Here is an 18,452-nt window from a genome sequence, read left to right as displayed (position 1 = left end):
GTCAGGCTCCGACGAGCGCCTGCGCCAGGAAGCCCTCGAGCTCCGCGATCGGCACGCGCTGCTGCTGCATCGTGTCCCGCTCGCGCACCGTGACGGCCTGATCCTCGAGCGAGTCGAAGTCGACCGTGATGCAGAACGGCGTGCCCACCTCGTCCTGACGGCGGTAGCGGCGGCCGATGGCGCCGGCGTCGTCGAACTCGATGGCCCAGTGCTTGCGCAGGCCCTGCGCCACCTCGCGCGCGAGCGGCGACAGCTGCTCGTTGCGCGACAGCGGCAGCACGGCCGCCTTGACCGGCGCGAGGCGCGGGTCGAGGCGCAGCACGGTGCGGGTGTCGGTGCCGCCCTTCGCGTTCGGCACCTCCTCCTCGTCGTACGCCTCGATGAGGAAGGCCATGAGGCTGCGCGTGAGGCCGAACGACGGCTCGATGACGAAGGGCGTGTACCGCTCGTTGGCCGCCTGGTCGAAGTACTCGAGCTTCTTGCCCGACGCCTCGGAGTGCGTCGAGAGGTCGTAGTCGGTGCGGTTGGCGACGCCCATGAGCTCGCCCCACTCCGATCCCTGGAAGCCGAAGCGGTACTCGAGGTCGATCGTGCGCGCCGAGTAGTGGGCGCGCTCGCCGTCGGGCACGTCGAGGTGGCGGATGTTCTCGGCCCTGAGGCCGAGGTCGTGGAACCACGCCTCGCAGTCGGCGACCCAGCGGTCGAACCACTCGGGCGCGTCGGCGGGCGGCACGAAGAACTCGATCTCCATCTGCTCGAACTCGCGCGTGCGGAAGATGAAGTTGCCGGGCGTGATCTCGTTGCGGAACGACTTGCCGACCTGGCCGATGCCGAACGGCGGCTTGCGGCGCGCGGTCGTCACGACGTTGTTGAAGTTCACGAAGATGCCCTGGGCCGTCTCGGGCCGCAGGTAGTGCAGGCCCTCCTCGTCGTCGACGGGACCGAGGTAGGTCTTCATGAGGCCGGAGAACGAGCGCGGCTCGGTCCACGAGCCGGGCTGGCCGGTCTCGGGGTCCTTGATGTCGGCGAGGCCGTTCTCGGGCGGGTGGCCGTGCTTGGCCTCGTACGCCTCGATGAGGTGGTCGGCGCGGTAGCGCTTGTGCGTGTGCAGCGACTCGACGAGCGGGTCGGTGAACGTCGCGACGTGGCCGGACGCGTGCCACACCTTCTGCGGCAGGATGATCGACGAGTCGAGGCCGACCATGTCGTCGCGGCCCTGCACGAACGTCTTCCACCACTGGCGCTTGATGTTCTCCTTCAGCGCCACGCCGAGGGGTCCGTAGTCCCAGGACGACCGCGAGCCGCCGTAGATCTCACCGGCCTGGAAGACGAATCCGCGACGCTTCGCGAGATTGATGACCTGGTCGAGACGGCTCGTGGGCATGGAGGCTCCTGGATCATGCGCGCCGGAGTGCGCGCTGGGCTCGGTGGGGACGTTCGATCCTACCGGCGACGGGCGACGCGGCGGTGCACGTCGCACCCGCGTCGCGCGGGCGTCCCGGCGCGCGTCAGGGGCAGGAGACGCGCACGTGGCCGTCGCTGCCGTCGACCGAGAGCGGCCGGTCGCGCAGCACCGAGAGCTCGGGCACGTCGCCCGCCTCGCACATCGCCGCGAAGTCCTCCTCGGAGGTCGACTCGACGTACTCGACGTCGACGTGCCGGTCGCCGTAGAGCTCGGCGTAGCCCGCGCACTCGTCGTACTGCCCGCACTCCTCCGAGACCACGAGGTCGAAGCCCGCGCCCGGACCCGCCTCGCCGGCGTCGAGCGCGTTCTTCTGCGCCGCCCAGAGCCCGTGCTCGTGCGCGACGTCGACGAGCAGCGCCGCGAGGGCCAGGTTGCCCGCCATCGTGAGCCCGTCGAAGCGGGTCCAGGAGTCGAGGTTGTCGAGCTCGACGGCGTCGTAGCCGTCGTCCGCGCATCCGGCGATCCACGGCGAGATGATCGCGGCGAGCTGCTCGCGCCGCTCGGGCGTCGAGGTGTCGAGGCCCATCTCGTCGGGCCAGCCGGGGTCGATCGCGGGCTCCCCCGCCGAGTCGCGCACCACGAGGTCGGGATGCTCCGACAGCCACCACTCGCCGTCGGCGGGCTGCGTCTGGAAGCCGTTGAGGTAGCAGATCGAGAACGTGCCCTCGGCGGGCGGGTCGGAGGCGTCGCGCGCGACGATCGTCGTGCCCTGCGCCGGGTCGTACGCGCCGCCGAGCTGGTAGTCGATCGCGCCCTGCGAGGCGGCCTCCCAGCGCGCGGCCGGATCGCCGCCGTCCGCGACGGGCACCGGTCCCGCGCATCCCGCGAGCGACGCGGTCACCAGCACGAGCGCGAGGGCGAGGAGGTGGCCGGAGCGCATGCCCGATGGTCGCACGCCGGACGATGCGGACGCCGAGGCGTGCCAGTGCCGCCGACCGCGGGCGCCTCGCTGCGAGGCGCCCGGGATGGCTGGGATCAGGCGCGCGACCGGCGTCGCACGACGACGCCGCCCGCGACGAGGAGGCCGGCGACGAGGGCGAGCCAGCCCGCGATCGCGCCACCGGTCTGCGGCAGCGACGGCCCTGCGACGGGCGGTGCCGAGGGAGCGGGCGCCGACGGTGCCGGCGCCGAGGGCACGGGCGCTGCGGCGACCTCGACGATGGCGGCATCGGCGAGCTCGCCCAGCGTCGCCGTGATCGTGCGCGAACCCGGCGTGCCGAACGTCACGGTCAGGCCGTCGACGACGTCGGAGGCGTCGGAGGACGTCAGCGTCGCGGCCGACACGTCGGCGGCGTTGCCCTCCGCGTCGACGCCGCTGACGACGAACGCCTGGCTGGATCCGGTGCCGATCGCGAGCGTCTCGGGCGTGAGCGCGATGCTGACGGCCGGACCCGCGACGACGGCGAGCTGGAGCTGGAGCGTGTCGGCGGGCTCGACGCCGTTGTCGGCCGTGAGCACGACGGCGAACGTGCCGAGCGCGCCGGTCGGCGTGCCGGAGATCTCACCGGTCGCGGCGTCGACCTCGAGGCCCTCGGGGAGCCCGGTGGCGGTCACGGTCGCTGCCGGATCGCCGGGCTCGAGCTCGGGCAGGTAGGAGAAGGGCACGGCGATCTGCGCCGCGGCCGTCGCAGCGCCGTCGATCGCGGCGCGCTGGTCGATGCGCACCGTGAACGTCGCCGGCGCGGAGTCGCCGTCCGCGTTCGACGCGACGACGTCGAGCGCGAGGTCGCCCGAGACCGAGGGCGTGCCGCTCAGCGTGCCATCCGCGGCGAGCGTCAGGCCGGCGGGCGCGCTGCTGCCCTCCGCGAGCGCGTAGGTGATCGGCTGGTCGCCGTCCGTCGCCGCGATGACGGTCGAGTAGGCGTCGCCGACGATGCCCGACGGGAGCGTCGCGTCGGCGAGGGTCGGCACCCCGGTCACGACCGTCAGCGCGGCCTGCGTGAAGCACAGCGGGTCTGCGGGGAAGCCGTCGCCGAGGATGACGGTCCAGTCGCCGGCGGCGGGCTGGCCGTCGAAGGCGGACAGCGACTGTGCCGGCCGGAAGGTGCCGGATACGGGCTCGGTCCCACCGACCTGCGTCGCAGCATCGTCGTCGAACGTGATGCTCGCCGAGCGGCCCGACACTCCGCTCTCGTACGTGTAGGAGCCGTAGGACACGAGGTCGACGGTGGTGCCGCCGGGCGAGACGAGCGCGAGGCGGATCTCTTGGTGGAAGGCGTTGCCGGAAGCCGGTGCCGCGCACGAGCCATCCGTCTTGCTGAAGTCCACCGTGATCGTGACGTCGTCGACGGCACCGTCGCCGACGATCGGGATCGTGCGGGTCTGCTCCCCGCCGTCGACCTGGGCAGGGATGGTGTTGGAGCCCGTGAGGGTCGCCGCGGAGGCGATGGTCGGCGCGGAGCCGATGACGAGCGCTGCGGCGGCCACGAGGGCGGCGGGAGCGATGAGGAGACGACGCACAGGCTGAGCATATGTCAGCAACAGGTGCCGGACGGCACGGATGGCGAGACGCGCCGTCGCCGAGGGGGCGGACACGGGGTTGCCCGTCCCCCGTGGACGTGCGTCGCGCAGATGCGCGGCGTGCGCCCGTCAGTGGCGACGTCGGCGCAGGACCGCGCCGGCGCCGATCGCCGCGGCGGCGACAGCGACGAGACCCCAGCCGACGATGGCACCGGTGGGCGGCAGCGACGAGGCGGTCGGTGGCTCCGAGGGCGCAGGCGTCGAGGGCCCGGGCGCGGCGGGCACGGGCGTCGACGGCGCAGGTGCCGTCGGCGGCGTGGTCGTGGGCGGTGCGTCGGTCGGCGGCGCGTCGGTCGGCGGTGCATCGGCCTCGGCGATCGTGATCGTCACGCGATGGGTCGCGGCGGGCTCGAGGCCGTTGTCGGCCACGTAGTCGACGACGTACTCGCCCGCCGGGCCCTCGGGCGTCCCCGTGATGGCGGCCGTGGCGGGGTCGACCTCGAGTCCGGCCGGCAGGCCCGTCGCGACGGCATCGGCTGCGGGTACGCCGCGGAAGAAGGTCGGCGCGTACGAGAAGGCCTCGCCGATCGTGGCGTCGGCCGTCGCAGGACCGTCGAGCGTCGGCAGGGCGAGGACGTCGAGCGTGAAGGTCGCGGGCTCCGACGTGCCCTCCTCGTCGGTCACGGTCGCCTCGAAGGCGTACGACCCCGTCTGCTCGGGGAGGCCGGTCACGACGCCCTGCGCGTCGACCGCGAGGCCGGCGGGCAGGTCGGCCGCGTCGACGACGGCGAGCGTCGAGCCCTCGGGGATGCCGGGGATCTGCGTCTCGTAGCCGCGACCGACGACGCCGTACGGGAGCGCGGCACCCGGCAGCTCGGGCAGGACGCCGACCTCGAACGAGGCCGCCGAGTAGCAGTGCGGGGATCGCGGGTAGACGTCGGAGATCGCGAGCCTCCAGTCGCCCGTCGCGACCTCGCCGTCGAAGGCGTCGAGCGACTCCGCGGGCTGGAACGTGCCGCTCTCGGGCCGGCCCTCGTTCGTCGAGCCGACGGGCGGGGCGGCGGGGTCGTCGGCCAGCAGCACGTCGACCGCCTGGGGCGTCGGCAGGTCGACGTCGTCGCCGACGGGGTCGATCCATCCCTGGTACGACGCCGAGGCGGCCATGCCGCCGCTCGCGTCGCCTGCGATGAGGGTCACGGTCGTGCCCTGCGGCGAGGTCAGCGTGTACTGGATGTCCGAGAAGTAGATGCCGTTGGTCTCGAAGTCGTCGCCGCCGCCCGTGCACGTGTACTGCGCCTGGGTGAACCTGAGCGCGACCTCGACGCGGCCGACGCGACCGCCTCCGGCGACCGAGAGGACGCGCTCGATGGTCGTCGGCACGACGATGCCCGCCTCGGGGTCGCCCGTGGCGTCGATCTCGGCGAACGTGGCGTCGCCGTCGTCGTAGGAGACGGCGGATGCGGGCGCGGCGACGCCGAGCAGCACGAAGGCTGCGGCGAGGAGCCCGATGGGTGCGATGCGACGCATGGGCTCAATGTACGACACGTCCAGGCTCCTGTCAGCAGGCACCCCGGATCCGTGCACGCGACGGAGAGGCGTCCCTCCCGGTCGGCCGCGCGCGGGCGTGCGGTGCGGTGGGTGCGTCGTCGCGATCCGCGTCAGACCGTCGGCGCGTCGATCGCGCCGCCGAAGCGGCGCTCGCGGCCCGTGTAGACGTCGATCGCGCGCCACAGGTCGGTGCGCGAGAAGTCGGGCCAGAGCGTGTCGAGGAACACCATCTCGGCGTACGCGCCCTGCCAGGTGAGGAAGTTCGAGATGCGCTGCTCGCCGGACGAGCGCACGTACAGGTCGACGTCGGGGATGTCGGGCAGGTACATGCGCGAGCGGATGAGGCGCTCCGTCACGCCCGACGGCTTCAGCCTGCCCGCCGCGACGTCCTCGGCGATCGAGCGCACGGCATCCGCGATCTCGACCGTGCCGCCGTAGTTGATGCACATCGTCAGCGTCATGCGCGTGTTCTCGGCCGTGAGCCGCTCGGCGATGCGCAGCTCGTCGATGACCGATCGCCACAGACGCGGACGCCGCCCGGCCCAGCGGATGCGCACCCCCCAGTCGTGCAGCTGGTCGCGGCGACGATGCAGCACCTTGCGGTTGAAGCCCATGAGGAAGCGCACCTCGGCGGGGTCGCGCTTCCAGTTCTCGGTCGAGAACGCGTACACCGACAGGTGCTGCACGCCGGCCTGCAGGGCGCCGGCGACGACGTCGAGCAGCACCTCCTCGCCTGCCTGATGACCCTCGATGCGCGTCTTGCCCTGCCGGTTCGCCCAGCGTCCGTTGCCGTCCATGATCACGGCGACGTGGGCGGGCACCGTGCCCGGCTCGTAGGCGGGCGGCTGCTGGCCCGTCCAGTCGATCGGCTTCGACGCGATGGCGTCGGGGTGCCTCGGGATGCGTCGCTCGCTCATCGAAGACGAGGCTACTGCTGCGCGGATGCGTCGGGCGCGCGCGAGCGGTCGACGTGCTCGAGCGAGCGCAGGCCGCGCTCGAGGTGCCACTGCACCCACGCGCCGACGATGCCGGACGCGCGGCCGCGGGCGCGCTCGCCCGTCGCGTCGGCGACGGCCCAGTCGCCCGCGAGCAGCGCCCCGAGCAGGCCGACCGTCTCGGGATCGAGGCGCGCGACGCCCGGCGGGGCGTAGGCGTCGGCGACCATGCCGCCGAGCTGCGGCACGAACGCGGTGTGCGGGCCGGACTCCCCCGACACCGCGCAGTCGCCGAACGTCGGCGCCCATCCGGCGATCGCCATGGCGCGCAGCAGGTACGAGTCGAGGGTGAGCCCGGGGTCGTGCTCGGCGCGCGACAGCGACCGCAGCGCGCCGACGAGCAGCAGGTACTGCTGCACCGACGCGTCATGGTCGGTGAGCCTGTCGGCGGTCTCGACCATCGCCGCCGCCGCCGTGTAGCGCGGATAGTCGACCATGATCTGGTCGGCGTACGAGCCGAGGGTCTCCGCCTGGGTCACGATGTCGAGGCTGCGGCCCACGGCGAGCTGCAGGTCGGCGACCATGAACGGCTCGAGGCGTGCGCCGAACCTCGACGAGGTCCGGCGCACGCCCTTCGCCACGGCGCGCACCTTGCCGTGCTCGCGCGTGAGCAGCACGACGATGCGGTCGGCCTCGCCGAGGTGGTGCGTCGTGAGCACGACGCCCTCGTCGCGGTAGACCGGCATCGTTCGGCGGCTCAGGCCGTCGCGGAGCCCGCGCCCGCGGCGACGCGCATGCGCAGCCCGCGGTTCACGGCCGACACGATGGCCCGCAGCGACGCGTGCGACGTGGAGTGGTCGATGCCGACGCCCCAGAAGCGCTCGCCGCCGAGCTCGAGCTCGACGTACGACGCGGCCTGCGCATCCTGGCCGGCGGCGAGCGTGTGCTCGACGTAGTCCAGGAGCGACACCTCGACGCCCTCGGCCTTCAGCAGCGACAGCAGCGCGTCGATCGGACCGTTGCCCGACGCCTCGGCGTCGCGCAGCGTCTGCTCGTCGCGCAGCACGACCGTGAGGCGCGTCTCGCCACCGAGCGACGACTGCGACGCCACCTCGCGCAGCTCGAACCGGCCCCACTGATCCTCGGCCTCGCGCGACGGGTTCGGCAGGTACTCGTCGCCGAAGATCTGCCAGATCGTGCCGCTCGACACCTCGCCGCCCTCGGAGTCGGTGCGGGCCTGCACGATGTTCGAGAACTCCACCTGCAGGCGGCGCGGCAGGTCGAGCCCGTGGTCGGTCTTCAGCAGGTACGCGACGCCGCCCTTGCCCGACTGCGAGTTCACGCGGATGACGGCCTCGTACGAGCGGCCGACGTCCTTCGGGTCGATGGGCAGGTAGGGCACGGCCCACGGCATCTCGTCGACGCTCGTGCCGGCGGCGGCCGCATCGGCGGCCATGCGCTCGAAGCCCTTCTTGATCGCATCCTGGTGCGAGCCCGAGAAGGCCGTGTACACGAGGTCGCCCGCCCAGGGCGAGCGCTCGGGCACGCGCAGCTGGTTGCAGTGCTCGGCGGTGCGGCGGATGTGGTCGAGGTCCGAGAAGTCGATCTCGGGGTCGATGCCCTGCGTCAGCAGGTTGAGGCCCAGCGCGACGAGGTCGACGTTGCCCGTGCGCTCGCCGTTGCCGAACAGGCAGCCCTCGATGCGGTCGGCGCCGGCCATGTAGCCGAGCTCGGCAGCCGCGATGCCCGTGCCGCGGTCGTTGTGCGGGTGCAGCGACAGGATGACCGACTCGCGCCGCGCCAGGTGGCGGTGCATCCACTCGATCGAGTCGGCGTACACGTTGGGCGTGGCCATCTCGACCGTCGCGGGCAGGTTGATGATGACGGGACGCTCGGGGCGGGCGTCGAGCACCTCGATGATCGCGTTGCAGACGTCGAGCGCGTAGTCGAGCTCCGTGCCCGTGTACGACTCGGGGCTGTACTCGTAGCGCACCTGCGTGTGCTGCAGCATGCCCTCGAGCTCGAGGCACAGCCGCGCGCCGTCGACGGCGATCTGCTTGACGCCCTCGCGGTCGGAGCGGAAGACGACGTCGCGCTGCAGCACGCTCGTGGAGTTGTAGATGTGCACGATCGCCTGCTTCGCGCCATCGATGGCCTCGAACGTGCGGCGGATGAGGTGGTCGCGGCACTGCGTCAGCACCTGGATCGTCACGTCGTCGGGGATGAGCCCGTCGTCGATGAGCTGGCGCACGAAGTCGAAGTCGGTCTGGCTCGCCGAGGGGAAGCCGACCTCGATCTCCTTGTAGCCCATGTCGACGAGCAGCTGGAACATGATCCGCTTGCGCTCGGGGGTCATGGGCTCGATGAGGGCCTGGTTGCCGTCGCGCAGGTCGACGGCGCACCACAGCGGGGCCTTCTCGATGCGCTGGGACGGCCAGGTGCGATCGGGCAGCTCCACCCGGATCTGCTCGTGGTACGGGACGTAGCGATGCGCCGGCATGCCCGACGGCTGCTGCATGCTCTTCATGCTGGATGCTCCTGGGGTCGGATCGACTCCGGGCTGCGTGCTCACTCCGCGGCGAGGAGGCCCGGTGTCTAGGCCTCGCCGCGGCGGCGAAGGAGGAGCAGCGAGGAGCGCATGCCGCCACCCTACTCCCCTTTCGCGGCTCGCTCCGCGCGCCCCTCCAGGACCGGTCTCACGCTCAGGCGACGCGCAGCGCCTCGATGGGGGCGATGCGCCGCGCCTTCGCCGTCGCGGGCGCCGCGGCGGCGAGCGCCACGAGCACGGCGGCGACGAGGGTGCCGGCGAGCAGCCACGGCGAGACGGACACGACGACGGGACCGATGCCGTACGACGAGGCGAAGAGGGTCCACACGGCGACCCAGCCGAGCGACACGCCCAGCACGACCCCGCCCACGACGGCGACGGCGGCGATCGCGGCGGTCTCCGCCGTCACCATCCATCGCACCTGCGTGCTCGTCATGCCGAGCGCGCGCAGCAGGCCGATCTCGCGGGTGCGCTGCCGCACGGCCGTGAGCATGCTCGTGACGAAGCCCAGCACGGCGACGATTGCCGACGAGCCCACCAGCACGCCCAGCGCGAGCACGACGCCGTCGACGATGCGCGTGATCTCCTCGACGTAGACGGGGTCGCGCTCGATCGCGACGAGGGCGCCGCGCATCGTGGATCCCGCGGTCGCCAGCAGCAGGACCGTGGCGACGCCGACCATGAGGGCGAGCACGAGGCCGCTCGAGCGATCCCGCGCGTCCTGCGCGGCGCGCACGGCGGCGCGGGCGGGCACCGAGGTGCCGAGCAGGCGCCCGACGACGCCGAGCACGGGCACGAGCACCGCTGGGGCAATGCCGATGATGCCGATCGACAGCAGCACGCCGCCGACGACGGCGACGAGGATCGCCAGCGGGCTCCAGGGCGCGAGGACGATCGAGCCGCCGAGCACCACGGCGGCGACGCCGAGCACCACGATGGATGCCAGGGGCCGGCGCGGGCGGCGCGGCTGCGCTGCCGACGCGCCGAGCGCCTCGATGGGCGTCACGTCGAGCACGCCACGCGTGCCCGACCTCGTGACGGCCGCGACGGCGATCGCGATGCCGACGACGGGTGCGATCGCGGTCGGCGGCAGCAGCACGACGTCGGCGCCCTCGACCATGCCGGACGACGCCAGCGCGAGCTGCGTCGCGGCCCCGAGCGCGAGGCCGACGACGGCGCCCGCGAGGGTGCCGGCGATGCCGGCGGCGAGCGAGGAGCGCAGCACGCGCGAACGCTCCTGCACGCTCGAGGCGCCCAGCAGGCGCCGCAGCGCGATGAGCGATCGCTGCTCCTCGACGACGTGCTGCACCGTCGTGCGCGTGACGATGGCGCTCACGAGCACCGCGACGACGGTGAGGCACACGACGGCGATGGCGGCGAGCAGCGGCGCTGCCCCGGAGGCGAGCAGCTGCGAGTCGAGGACGAGCGTGAAGAGCATCTCGGTGAGGCTCGTGAGCAGCACGGCGAAGCAGGCTGCGACCGCCGTCACGGCGACGGTGGGCATGTGCGCGCGGCTCATGCCGCACGCTCCTGCAGCTGCAGCATGCGCGAGGCGATCGCGGCGCGGTCGAGCCCGCGCTCGTCGCCGCGGATGCGGCCGTCGGCCAGCAGCACCACGCGATCGGCGGCCTCGGCCGCGATGGGGTCGTGCGTCACCATGCAGATCGCCTGCCCGTGCTCGCGCGCCGCCTGCTGCAGGATCGCGAGCACGTCGGCCGCCGTGCGGGAGTCGAGGTTGCCGGTCGGCTCGTCGGCGAAGACGATCGTGGGCCGCGTCGCGAGGGCGCGGGCGATGGCGACGCGCTGCTGCTGCCCGCCCGAGAGCTCGCCAGGCCGGTGGTCGATGCGGCCCGCGAGCCCGAGCCACGACACGAGCAGGTCGATGAGGGCGTCGTCGGCTCGACGACCCGCGAGGTCGAACGGCAGGCGGATGTTGTCGCGCGCCGAGAGCGTCGGCACGAGGTTGAACGCCTGGAACACGAAGCCGACGCGGTCGCGGCGCAGCCGCGTGAGCGACGCGTCGTCGAGCCCGACGAGCTCGGCGTCGCCGATCCGCACCGAGCCGGTCGTCGGGGCGTCGAGCCCTGCGGCGAGGTGCATGAGCGTGGACTTGCCCGAGCCGGAGGGCCCCATGATGGCGACGAACTCGCCGGGATCGATCGCGAGCGAGACGCCGTCGAGGGCGACGACGGCGGCGTCGCCGACGCCGTAGCGCCGCGTGACGTCGGTGAGCTGGAGTGCCGGGGAGGTCTGCATGCTCCCAGCCTCCGTCGGCGGCGCCTCCTGCCGCGTCGTCCGGGCGTCCCGTCCTCGTCCTCCGAGCGGATGAGACGGGTCAGACGAGGCCGTGCGCGTGCGCGAAGACGACGGCCTGCACGCGATCGCGGAGGCCCAGCTTCTGCAGCATGCGCGACACGTGGGTCTTCACGGTCGTCTCGGAGACGAACTCCGACTGCGCGATCTCCGAGTTCGACAGGCCGCGCGCCACCTGCAGCAGGATCTCGTGCTCGCGAGGCGTGAGGGTGGCGAGGGATGCGGGGGGTGCCGCCGGCGCCTCCGCATGGCGTGCGAGCAGCGTGCGGGTCGCGGACGCGGCGACGACCTCGCTGCCGCCGTGCACGGCGCGCACCGTCGCGAGCACGAGCTCGGGGTGCGCATCCTTCAGCAGGAAGCCGCTCGCACCGGCGCGCAGCGCGCGGGCGACGGCCTCGTCGAGGTCGAACGTCGTGAGCACGACGATGCGGGCGGCGCTCGACGCCGCGACGATCTCCGCGGTCGCATCGATGCCGTCGAGCACGGGCATGCGCACGTCCATGAGCACGATGTCGGGCTGCAGCCGCAACGTCTCGCGCACGGCCTCGCGGCCGTCGGCCGCCTCGCCCACGACCTCGAGGTCTCGCTGCGAGTCGACGAGCATGCGCATGCCGCTGCGGAACAGGGCCTGGTCGTCGACGAGCAGCACGCGGATCACGAGCGCACCTGCGAGCAGATCATGCGACGGCCTCCCAGCGCGGCAGCACGGCCCTGACGATCCAGGCGCCGCCGGAGGGTCCGACGTCGACGTGCCCACCGGCGATCCTCGCACGCTCGCGCATGCCCACGAGCCCGTGCCCCGACTCCCCCGGCATCTGCCGCAGCGCGTTGCGCACCGTCAGCTCCACGTGCTCGCCGTGCACGATCGACACGAGCACGGGATGCGTGCGGTCGCCGTGCCGCAGCGCGTTCGTGAGCGCCTCCTGCACGATGCGGTACGCGGCGATGTCGGCGTCGCGAGGGAGCGGCCCCGGGATGCCGTGCTCGCGCACCTCGACGTCGAGGCCGGCGGCGCGCACGCGCTGCACGAGCGTCGGCAGCGCGGCGAGCGACGCGTCGGGGTCGGCGGCCTGCGCGTGCCGCAGTCGCTCGAGCAGGCCGCGCACGTCGCCGAGCGCGGCCGAGGCCGTCTGCGCGATCTGCTGCAGGCTCTCGTCCTTCGTGTCGATCGAGTCGGCGTAGCGGGCGCCGTTCGCCTGCGCGATGACGACGGCGAGCGAGTGCGCGACGACGTCGTGCATGTCGCGCGCGATGCCCGTGCGCTCCTGCTCGACCTCGGCGCGCTCGCGCTCGAGCCGCGTCTCCTTCGCGAGCCCCTGGCTGCGCACGATCTCGCCGACGAGGATGCCCGAGACGAGCGCGAGCCCGAAGAGCAGGGCGAAGCCGAAGGTGCCGAGGCCGAACGGCAGCAGGATCTCGACGATGGAGCCCGACGTGCCGACGCCGTAGCCGAAGCGCACGAACCACAGGCCCACGAGCGTCGCCCCCAGCACGGCGACGACCGCGCCGAGGCCGCGCTGCAGGCCGTCGCACCAGCGTCCCACCGTGTAGAGCAGCACGAGGATCTGGAACCACAGCGGGGTGAGCGCCGTGAGCTCGGCGCCGACGAACGCGGCGCCCATGCCGAGGGCCGCGAGGAGCGTCAGCATGGGCGCGACGCGGCGCAGCGCCACGAGCACCCCGAAGCCGAGGCCCACGAGCACGACCCACGGCAGCTCGGGCGTCGAGAGGCTGACGAGCAGCGACGGTCCGCCGAGCAGGATGCCGAGCACGAGCGCGACGACGACGTCGAACGTCAGCTGCGCGCGCGTGAGGGATCGGATCACGTCCTCACGCTACGTCGGGCGTGCGTCCGCGCGCGCATCCGATGGTCGGAATCATCCGCTCGGACGATCCGCGCCCGCGTCCGTCGGCCCGCATGCTCCGCGCACGCCGAAGGGGGCCGGCGACCGCCGACCCCCTTCGCGTGCTGCGCGTCAGCCCTGCGCGGACTGGTACGCGCCCTGGATGACGGAGCCCCAGTAGGGGCCGTACATCACGCCGGGCTGCGTGTTGTAGCCGAAGCTGTTGACGGAGTTCTGCACGCCGCCCGAGCCCGAGCCGATGAACCACGGGCCGCCCGACGAGCCGCCGGTCATGTCGCACGAGACGCCCTGCGAGGTCGTGCCGCCGATGCGGTCGCGCGACGCGGTGCCTGCGCACTGCTGCAGCGTCTCACCGTCGAAGGGGCTCGCCGCCGGGTAGCCGTAGAGCGTGTACGAGAGGCCCGTCGACTGGTTGAACGAGACGCCCGAGGCACCGACGGTCGCTGCGAGCGTCCGGCCGCCCTGGCTCGCGACGACCGCGAAGCCCGTGTCGTAGTTGATGTCGCCGCCGTCGGTCCACTGCGTGGGAGCGACGAGCTCGACCGCGGGCCACTGGCCGTAGGGTGCGGAGCCGTTCTCGTACGCCGGCACGAAGACGAACTCCGACGCGAAGTCGCCGGGGCCCTCGTTGAGGCAGTGGCCTGCGGTCGAGACGGTGTTGCCGTTCGCCGACGTCACGGAGTTCGCGGAGCACACGTAGTCGAGGCCGCCGAGCGTGAAGAAGACCTTGCCGATGTGGGAGACGGGGCTGACGCGCGTGGCCTGCAGCACGGGCTGGTCGGCCGCGTAGGTCGTGGCCGCGCCATCGGGCGCCGGGGCCGTGTCGAGCTCGGCGATCTGGTCGAGCACGAGCGTGTCGGCGGGGATCGCAGCCTCCATGCGCTCGGGCGTCCAGGCGGTCGTCGCCGCCGCCGTCTCCGCCGCGGGCACGCTGAACGTGTCGACGTCGGCGTCGGCCGGGGCGGGTGCTGCGACCGCCATGCCGCTGCCGAATGCGAGCATCGCTCCTGCGAGCGCTGCAGTCGTGAGGGCCTGGATGCTTCGTCTCATGGGGATCGTGTCCTTCCGTGACTGGTCCGGCGGAGCGCCGGTTCCGTCGATCCTGGGCGGCGGCATTCCCCAGCGAGCACGGTTTCGTGGGATCCGACGAGCACTCCGTGCGCACCGAGGAATCCCTGCCACCGCCCCGGGAGCGCCCCTATGATGAGAGGGACGTCGCAACGGGTTGAGCGAATCTCACAGTTCACCGAGGGATCATCGAGTGTCTGCTGGACGTCATGTCGCGATCCCGGCACGTGGCCAGCGCCTGCGGGCGCGCACCGACGAGGTCACGACGCGAGGTACGCCGCCGACCGCGACGATCAGAGGCCGAAGCGTCCGAGCAGCTTCGGGTCGCCCTGCCACTCCTTCGCGATCTTCACGCGGAGGTCCAGGTGCACCTGCTGACCCACGAGGGCCTCGATCTCGCCGCGCGCATCCTTGCCGATGCGTCGCAGGCGCTCGCCGCCGCGACCGATGACGATGCCCTTCTGGCTGTCGCGCTCGACCCACAGGTTCGCGTACACGTCGGTGATGGGCTTGTCCTCGCGCGCCACGATGTCGTCGATCGTGACGATGATCGAGTGCGGCAGCTCGTCGCGCACGTCCTCGAGCGCCGCCTCGCGGATGAGCTCGGCGACGCGATCGCTCAAGCGCTCCTCGGTCGACGTCTCGGCGTCGTACAGCGGCGGCGCCTCCGGCAGCAGCTGCGCGAGCTCGTCGAGCAGCACGTCGAGCTGCCTCCCCGTCACCGCCGACAGCGGGATGACCGCATCCCACTCGCGCAGGGCGGCGACCTCGAGCAGCTGCTCGGCGACGCGCTCCTTCGAGGTCGCGTCGACCTTCGTCACGATCGCGACCTTGCGCGCGTTCGGGAAGCCCTCGAGCTGCTGGTCGATGTAGCGGTCGCCGGGGCCGAGGCGCTCGTTCGCCGGCACGCACAGGCAGATGACGTCGACGTCGCCGAGCGTCGTCTGCACGACGGCGTTGAGCCGCTTGCCGAGCAGCGTGCGCGGCTTGTGCATGCCGGGGGTGTCGACGATCACGATCTGCGCCTCGTCGAGGTGCACGATGCCGCGGATCGCCCGCCGCGTCGTCTGCGGCTTCGACGACGTGATCGCGACCTTCTCGCCCACCAGGGCGTTCATGAGGGTCGACTTGCCCGCGTTCGGCCGGCCGACGAACGTCACGAATCCACTGCGATGCGTCATTCCGCCTCCACCTCCGCCGGGGCCAGTCGCTCGACGCGCACGCGGCCCGCCTCGCGTCCTCGGCCGTCGAGCCGCTCGACCGCGAGGCGCAGCCCGTGCGCCTCGACGACGTCGCCGACCTCGGCGATGCGGCCGAGCTCCTTCTGCAGCAGTCCGCCGACCGAGTCGACGTCGTCGTCGTCGAGCGTCAGGTCGAACAGGTCGCCGAGCTCGTCGATCTGCAGGCGCGCCGACACGACGTACGTGCCGTCCGCGAGGGCGACGGCCTCGGCGCCGACGCGGTCGTGCTCGTCGTGGATGTCGCCGATGAGCTCCTCGATGAGGTCCTCGAGCGTGACGAGGCCGGCGATGCCGCCGTACTCGTCGACGACCATGGCCACGTGCACGCGCTCGGTCTGCATGTGCGCGAGCGTGTCGTCCGCCTTCTTCGACTCGGGCACGAACAGCGCGACGCGCGCGAGCGACCGCGCCGTCTCGTGCTCGTCGGGACGCATCGTGCGGCTGCGCACCACGTCGCGCAGGTAGAGGATGCCCTCGATCTCGTCGAGCGACTCCCCCGCGACGGGCATGCGCGACAGGCCGGAGTCGAGGAAGCGGCGCAGCGCCTCGTCGGCCGTCATGTCGTGCTCCGCGACGATCATGTCGGTGCGCGGCACCATGACCTCGCGCACGAACGTCTCGTTGAACTCGAAGATCGAGTGGATGAGCTCGCGGTCGTCCTCCTCGAGCACGGCGCGCGTCGTGGCCTCGTCGACCATCGACAGCAGCTGCTCCTCGCTCGTGAACGCCGTCTCGCGCTGCCTGCCGGGCGTCACGCGATCGCCGACCGTCACGACGAGCGTCGCGATGGGACCGAAGATCACGCGCAGGGCGCGGATGGGGCCCGCGGAGAGCCGCAGCAGCGTCCGCGCGTGCGCGCGGCCGACGGCGCGGGGGCTCGTGCCGACGAGCACGAACGACGTCACGGCCATGATCGCGACCGCGACGACGAGCGCCCACCACCAGTCGAGCAGGCGCGTGAGGCCGATCGTGAGCAGCACGGCCGCGGTCGTCTCGAAGAGGATGCGGCCGAACTGCACGACCATGACGTGACCCGTGAGGTCGTGCGCGATGCCCTCGAGCGAGCCCGGGGTGCGCGTCTCCCCCGCCATCTCCTGCAGGTCGCGCGTGCTCGTGACCGACAGCGCGGCGTCGCACGCGGCGAGCCAGGCGCCGACGACGACGAGCACCGCCGCGACCGCGAAGAGCGAGAGCTCAAGCATCGGCGGCTCGGAAGCGCACCAGCAGCTCGTCCTGCAGCGCGAACATCTCGTCGCGCTCGGCGGGGTCGGCGTGGTCGAACCCGAGCAGGTGCAGCATGCCGTGGGTCGTGAGGAGCTCGAGCTCGGCCATGAGCGAGTGCCCGGCCTCCGCGGCCTGCGCCTCGGCGACGGCGGGGCACAGCACGATGTCGCCGAGCAGGCCGGCGGGCGTCGGCTTCTCGGAGGTGCCGGGGCGCAGCTCGTCCATGGGGAACGAGAGCACGTCGGTCGGACCGGGCTCGTCCATCCACTGCACGTGCAGCTGCTCCATCGCTGCGACCTCGACGAGCACGACGCTCACCTCGGCCTCCGAGTGCACGAACAGCGCCTCGAGGTCGAACGCGACGAGGCGCGCGAGCCTCGCCTCGTCGACGGCGACGCCCGACTCGTTCAGCACGTCGACGCTCATCGTCGGCCCTTCCGCTGCAGGTGCTCGCGGCGCTGCTCGCGCGTGCCGCCCTCCTGCGCCATGGTCCTCGCCTCGTGCGCCGTGTAGGCGTCGACGATGCGACCCACGAGCGTGTGCCGCACGACGTCGGCGCTCGTGAGCTGCGCGAAGTGGATGTCGTCGATGCCGCCGAGCACGCGGCTCGCGACCTGCAGGCCGCTCGTGCCCTCCGGCAGGTCGATCTGCGTGATGTCGCCCGTCACGACCATGCGCGAGCCGAAGCCGAGGCGCGTGAGGAACATCTTCATCTGCTCGGGCGTCGTGTTCTGCGCCTCGTCGAGCACGACGAACGCGTCGTTGAGCGTGCGTCCGCGCATGTAGGCGAGCGGCGCCACCTCGACGACGCCGGTCGCGAGCAGCTTCGGCACGAGCTCGGGATCCATCATCTCGTTGAGCGCGTCGTACAGCGGGCGCAGGTACGGGTCGATCTTGTCGGTGAGCGTGCCCGGCAGGAAGCCGAGGCGCTCGCCGGCCTCGACCGCGGGGCGCGTGAGGATGATGCGCTGCACCTCGCGGCGCTGCAGCGCCTGCACGGCCATCGCCATCGCGAGGTACGTCTTGCCTGTGCCCGCGGGGCCGATGCCGAAGACGATCGTGTGCTCGCCGATGGCGTCGACGTACGCGCGCTGGCCCTCGGTCTTCGCGCGGATGCTCTTGCGGCCCGTCGTGAGGATCGCGTCGCCGGCGACGTCGGCGAGCGTCTTCGGCGAGTCCTCGCGGATGAGGCGCGCGCCCTCGCCCACCTCGGACTGCCCGAGGTCGGCGCCGTTCGCGACGAGGTCGACGAGCTCGCGCACGAGCCGCTCCGACTGCTCGACCTGGTCGGCGTCGCCGTCGAGCGTCACCTGGTTGCCGCGCACGGCGACGGTGACGTCGGGGTACTCGCGCTCGAGCCGCGTGAGCAGCCGATCCTGCGGCCCGAGCAGCCGCACCATCTGGATGCCGTCGATCTGGATCTCGGCATGTGCGTCAGGCAAGGGACTCCTCGGTGAGGTCGGCGCCCGCGAGCACGTGGGCATGGACGTGGAAGACGGTCTGGCCGGCGAGCTCGCCCGTGTTGAACACGAGGCGGAAGTCGCCGTCGGCGCGCTCGAGCGCGATGGCCTTCGCGGCGCGCACCATGGCCGCGAGCAGGTCGGGGTCGCCGGCGGCGAGCTCGACGACGTCGCGGTAGCGCGCCGTCTTCGGCACGACGAGCACGTGCAGCTCGGCCTTGGGCGCGATGTCGGCGAACGCGATGACCTGGTCGTCCTCGAGCACGATCTCTGCGGGGATCTCACGCGCGATGATGCGCTCGAAGATGGTGGGCTCTGCCATGGC

General features: G+C 72.5%; 17 protein-coding genes. All 17 read right to left on the bottom strand.

The features are described 5' to 3' along the window. Position 1: 1 nt before the first annotated feature. Positions 2–1,384 (bottom strand): glycine--tRNA ligase, encoded by a 1,383-nt coding sequence (locus tag FS793_RS00910; protein ID WP_144717651.1) that lies wholly within the window; start codon positions 1,382–1,384, stop codon positions 2–4. Positions 1,385–1,508: 124 nt separating this feature from the next. Beyond that, positions 1,509–2,345 carry an endo alpha-1,4 polygalactosaminidase gene (locus FS793_RS00905; RefSeq protein WP_144717649.1) on the bottom strand — a complete coding sequence of 279 codons (837 nt, stop codon included), beginning with the start codon at positions 2,343–2,345 and terminating at the stop codon, positions 1,509–1,511. A gap of 95 nt (positions 2,346–2,440) precedes the next feature. After that, the gene (locus FS793_RS00900) at positions 2,441–3,925 is read right to left on the bottom strand and encodes an LPXTG cell wall anchor domain-containing protein (RefSeq protein WP_144717647.1); all 1,485 of its coding nucleotides are present in this window, start codon (positions 3,923–3,925) and stop codon (positions 2,441–2,443) included. Between the two features lie 129 nt (positions 3,926–4,054). Beyond that, complete coding sequence (locus tag FS793_RS00895) at positions 4,055–5,452, bottom strand: putative Ig domain-containing protein (RefSeq protein WP_144717645.1); 1,398 nt, start codon at positions 5,450–5,452, stop codon at positions 4,055–4,057. A gap of 131 nt (positions 5,453–5,583) precedes the next feature. Next, positions 5,584–6,390 (bottom strand): isoprenyl transferase, encoded by an 807-nt coding sequence (locus tag FS793_RS00890; protein WP_144717643.1) that lies wholly within the window; start codon positions 6,388–6,390, stop codon positions 5,584–5,586. 11 nt (positions 6,391–6,401) lie between these two features. Continuing rightward, on the bottom strand, positions 6,402–7,154 hold the full coding sequence (gene recO, locus FS793_RS00885) for a DNA repair protein RecO (RefSeq protein WP_144717641.1): 753 nt from the start codon (positions 7,152–7,154) through the stop codon (positions 6,402–6,404). 11 nt (positions 7,155–7,165) lie between these two features. Continuing rightward, positions 7,166–8,935, bottom strand: coding sequence for a 2-isopropylmalate synthase (leuA, locus tag FS793_RS00880; protein ID WP_144717639.1), 1,770 nt, complete (start codon positions 8,933–8,935; stop codon positions 7,166–7,168). 175 nt (positions 8,936–9,110) lie between these two features. Further along, complete coding sequence (locus tag FS793_RS00875; protein ID WP_144717637.1) at positions 9,111–10,475, bottom strand: ABC transporter permease; 1,365 nt, start codon at positions 10,473–10,475, stop codon at positions 9,111–9,113. After that, positions 10,472–11,212, bottom strand: coding sequence for an ABC transporter ATP-binding protein (locus tag FS793_RS00870; protein WP_144717635.1), 741 nt, complete (start codon positions 11,210–11,212; stop codon positions 10,472–10,474). The genes FS793_RS00875 and FS793_RS00870 overlap by 4 nt, the downstream gene beginning before the upstream one ends. A 79-nt stretch (positions 11,213–11,291) precedes the next feature. Further along, on the bottom strand, positions 11,292–11,927 hold the full coding sequence (locus tag FS793_RS00865) for a response regulator (protein WP_144717633.1): 636 nt from the start codon (positions 11,925–11,927) through the stop codon (positions 11,292–11,294). Between the two features lie 19 nt (positions 11,928–11,946). Further along, the gene (locus FS793_RS00860) at positions 11,947–13,095 is read right to left on the bottom strand and encodes a sensor histidine kinase (RefSeq protein WP_144717631.1); all 1,149 of its coding nucleotides are present in this window, start codon (positions 13,093–13,095) and stop codon (positions 11,947–11,949) included. 150 nt (positions 13,096–13,245) lie between these two features. Further along, positions 13,246–14,184: a trypsin-like serine peptidase gene (locus tag FS793_RS00855; protein WP_144717629.1), complete on the bottom strand. Its 939-nt coding sequence runs from the start codon at positions 14,182–14,184 to the stop codon at positions 13,246–13,248. A gap of 311 nt (positions 14,185–14,495) precedes the next feature. Then, complete coding sequence (gene era / locus FS793_RS00850; protein ID WP_144717627.1) at positions 14,496–15,383, bottom strand: GTPase Era; 888 nt, start codon at positions 15,381–15,383, stop codon at positions 14,496–14,498. Further along, a complete protein-coding gene (locus FS793_RS00845) occupies positions 15,380–16,645 on the bottom strand; it encodes a hemolysin family protein (RefSeq protein WP_144717624.1) in 1,266 nt (421 codons plus the stop codon). Before FS793_RS00845 ends, era begins: the two co-directional genes overlap by 4 nt. Beyond that, the gene (gene ybeY, locus FS793_RS00840; protein WP_144717622.1) at positions 16,638–17,093 is read right to left on the bottom strand and encodes an rRNA maturation RNase YbeY; all 456 of its coding nucleotides are present in this window, start codon (positions 17,091–17,093) and stop codon (positions 16,638–16,640) included. The genes FS793_RS00845 and ybeY overlap by 8 nt, the downstream gene beginning before the upstream one ends. Beyond that, positions 17,090–18,151: a PhoH family protein gene (locus FS793_RS00835; RefSeq protein WP_144717620.1), complete on the bottom strand. Its 1,062-nt coding sequence runs from the start codon at positions 18,149–18,151 to the stop codon at positions 17,090–17,092. The genes ybeY and FS793_RS00835 overlap by 4 nt, the downstream gene beginning before the upstream one ends. Beyond that, entirely contained in the window at positions 18,102–18,449 is a 348-nt protein-coding gene (locus tag FS793_RS00830; RefSeq protein ID WP_144717618.1) for a histidine triad nucleotide-binding protein, read from the bottom strand. The genes FS793_RS00835 and FS793_RS00830 overlap by 50 nt, the downstream gene beginning before the upstream one ends. Positions 18,450–18,452 lie beyond the last annotated feature (3 nt).

This window comes from Agrococcus jejuensis (genome assembly GCF_007679035.1).
Lineage (GTDB): Bacteria > Actinomycetota > Actinomycetes > Actinomycetales > Microbacteriaceae > Agrococcus > Agrococcus jejuensis_A.
The sequence above is the reverse complement of the archived record's forward strand: the minus strand, read 5'-3'. Positions and strand labels throughout refer to the sequence as shown.

Coding starts and splice junctions, on each gene's coding strand:
- FS793_RS00910 (WP_144717651.1), bottom strand. CDS start 1,384: ATGCCCACGAGCCGTCTCGACCAGGTCATCAATCTCGCGAAGCGTCGC.
- leuA (WP_144717639.1), bottom strand. CDS start 8,935: ATGAAGAGCATGCAGCAGCCGTCGGGCATGCCGGCGCATCGCTACGTC.
- FS793_RS00905 (WP_144717649.1), bottom strand. CDS start 2,345: ATGCGCTCCGGCCACCTCCTCGCCCTCGCGCTCGTGCTGGTGACCGCG.
- FS793_RS00830 (WP_144717618.1), bottom strand. CDS start 18,449: ATGGCAGAGCCCACCATCTTCGAGCGCATCATCGCGCGTGAGATCCCC.
- FS793_RS00845 (WP_144717624.1), bottom strand. CDS start 16,645: ATGCTTGAGCTCTCGCTCTTCGCGGTCGCGGCGGTGCTCGTCGTCGTC.
- recO (WP_144717641.1), bottom strand. CDS start 7,154: ATGCCGGTCTACCGCGACGAGGGCGTCGTGCTCACGACGCACCACCTC.
- FS793_RS00855 (WP_144717629.1), bottom strand. CDS start 14,184: ATGAGACGAAGCATCCAGGCCCTCACGACTGCAGCGCTCGCAGGAGCG.
- ybeY (WP_144717622.1), bottom strand. CDS start 17,093: ATGAGCGTCGACGTGCTGAACGAGTCGGGCGTCGCCGTCGACGAGGCG.
- FS793_RS00895 (WP_144717645.1), bottom strand. CDS start 5,452: ATGCGTCGCATCGCACCCATCGGGCTCCTCGCCGCAGCCTTCGTGCTG.
- FS793_RS00875 (WP_144717637.1), bottom strand. CDS start 10,475: ATGAGCCGCGCGCACATGCCCACCGTCGCCGTGACGGCGGTCGCAGCC.
- FS793_RS00835 (WP_144717620.1), bottom strand. CDS start 18,151: ATGCCCACGTGCTCGCGGGCGCCGACCTCACCGAGGAGTCCCTTGCCT.
- FS793_RS00870 (WP_144717635.1), bottom strand. CDS start 11,212: ATGCAGACCTCCCCGGCACTCCAGCTCACCGACGTCACGCGGCGCTAC.
- FS793_RS00890 (WP_144717643.1), bottom strand. CDS start 6,390: ATGAGCGAGCGACGCATCCCGAGGCACCCCGACGCCATCGCGTCGAAG.
- era (WP_144717627.1), bottom strand. CDS start 15,383: ATGACGCATCGCAGTGGATTCGTGACGTTCGTCGGCCGGCCGAACGCG.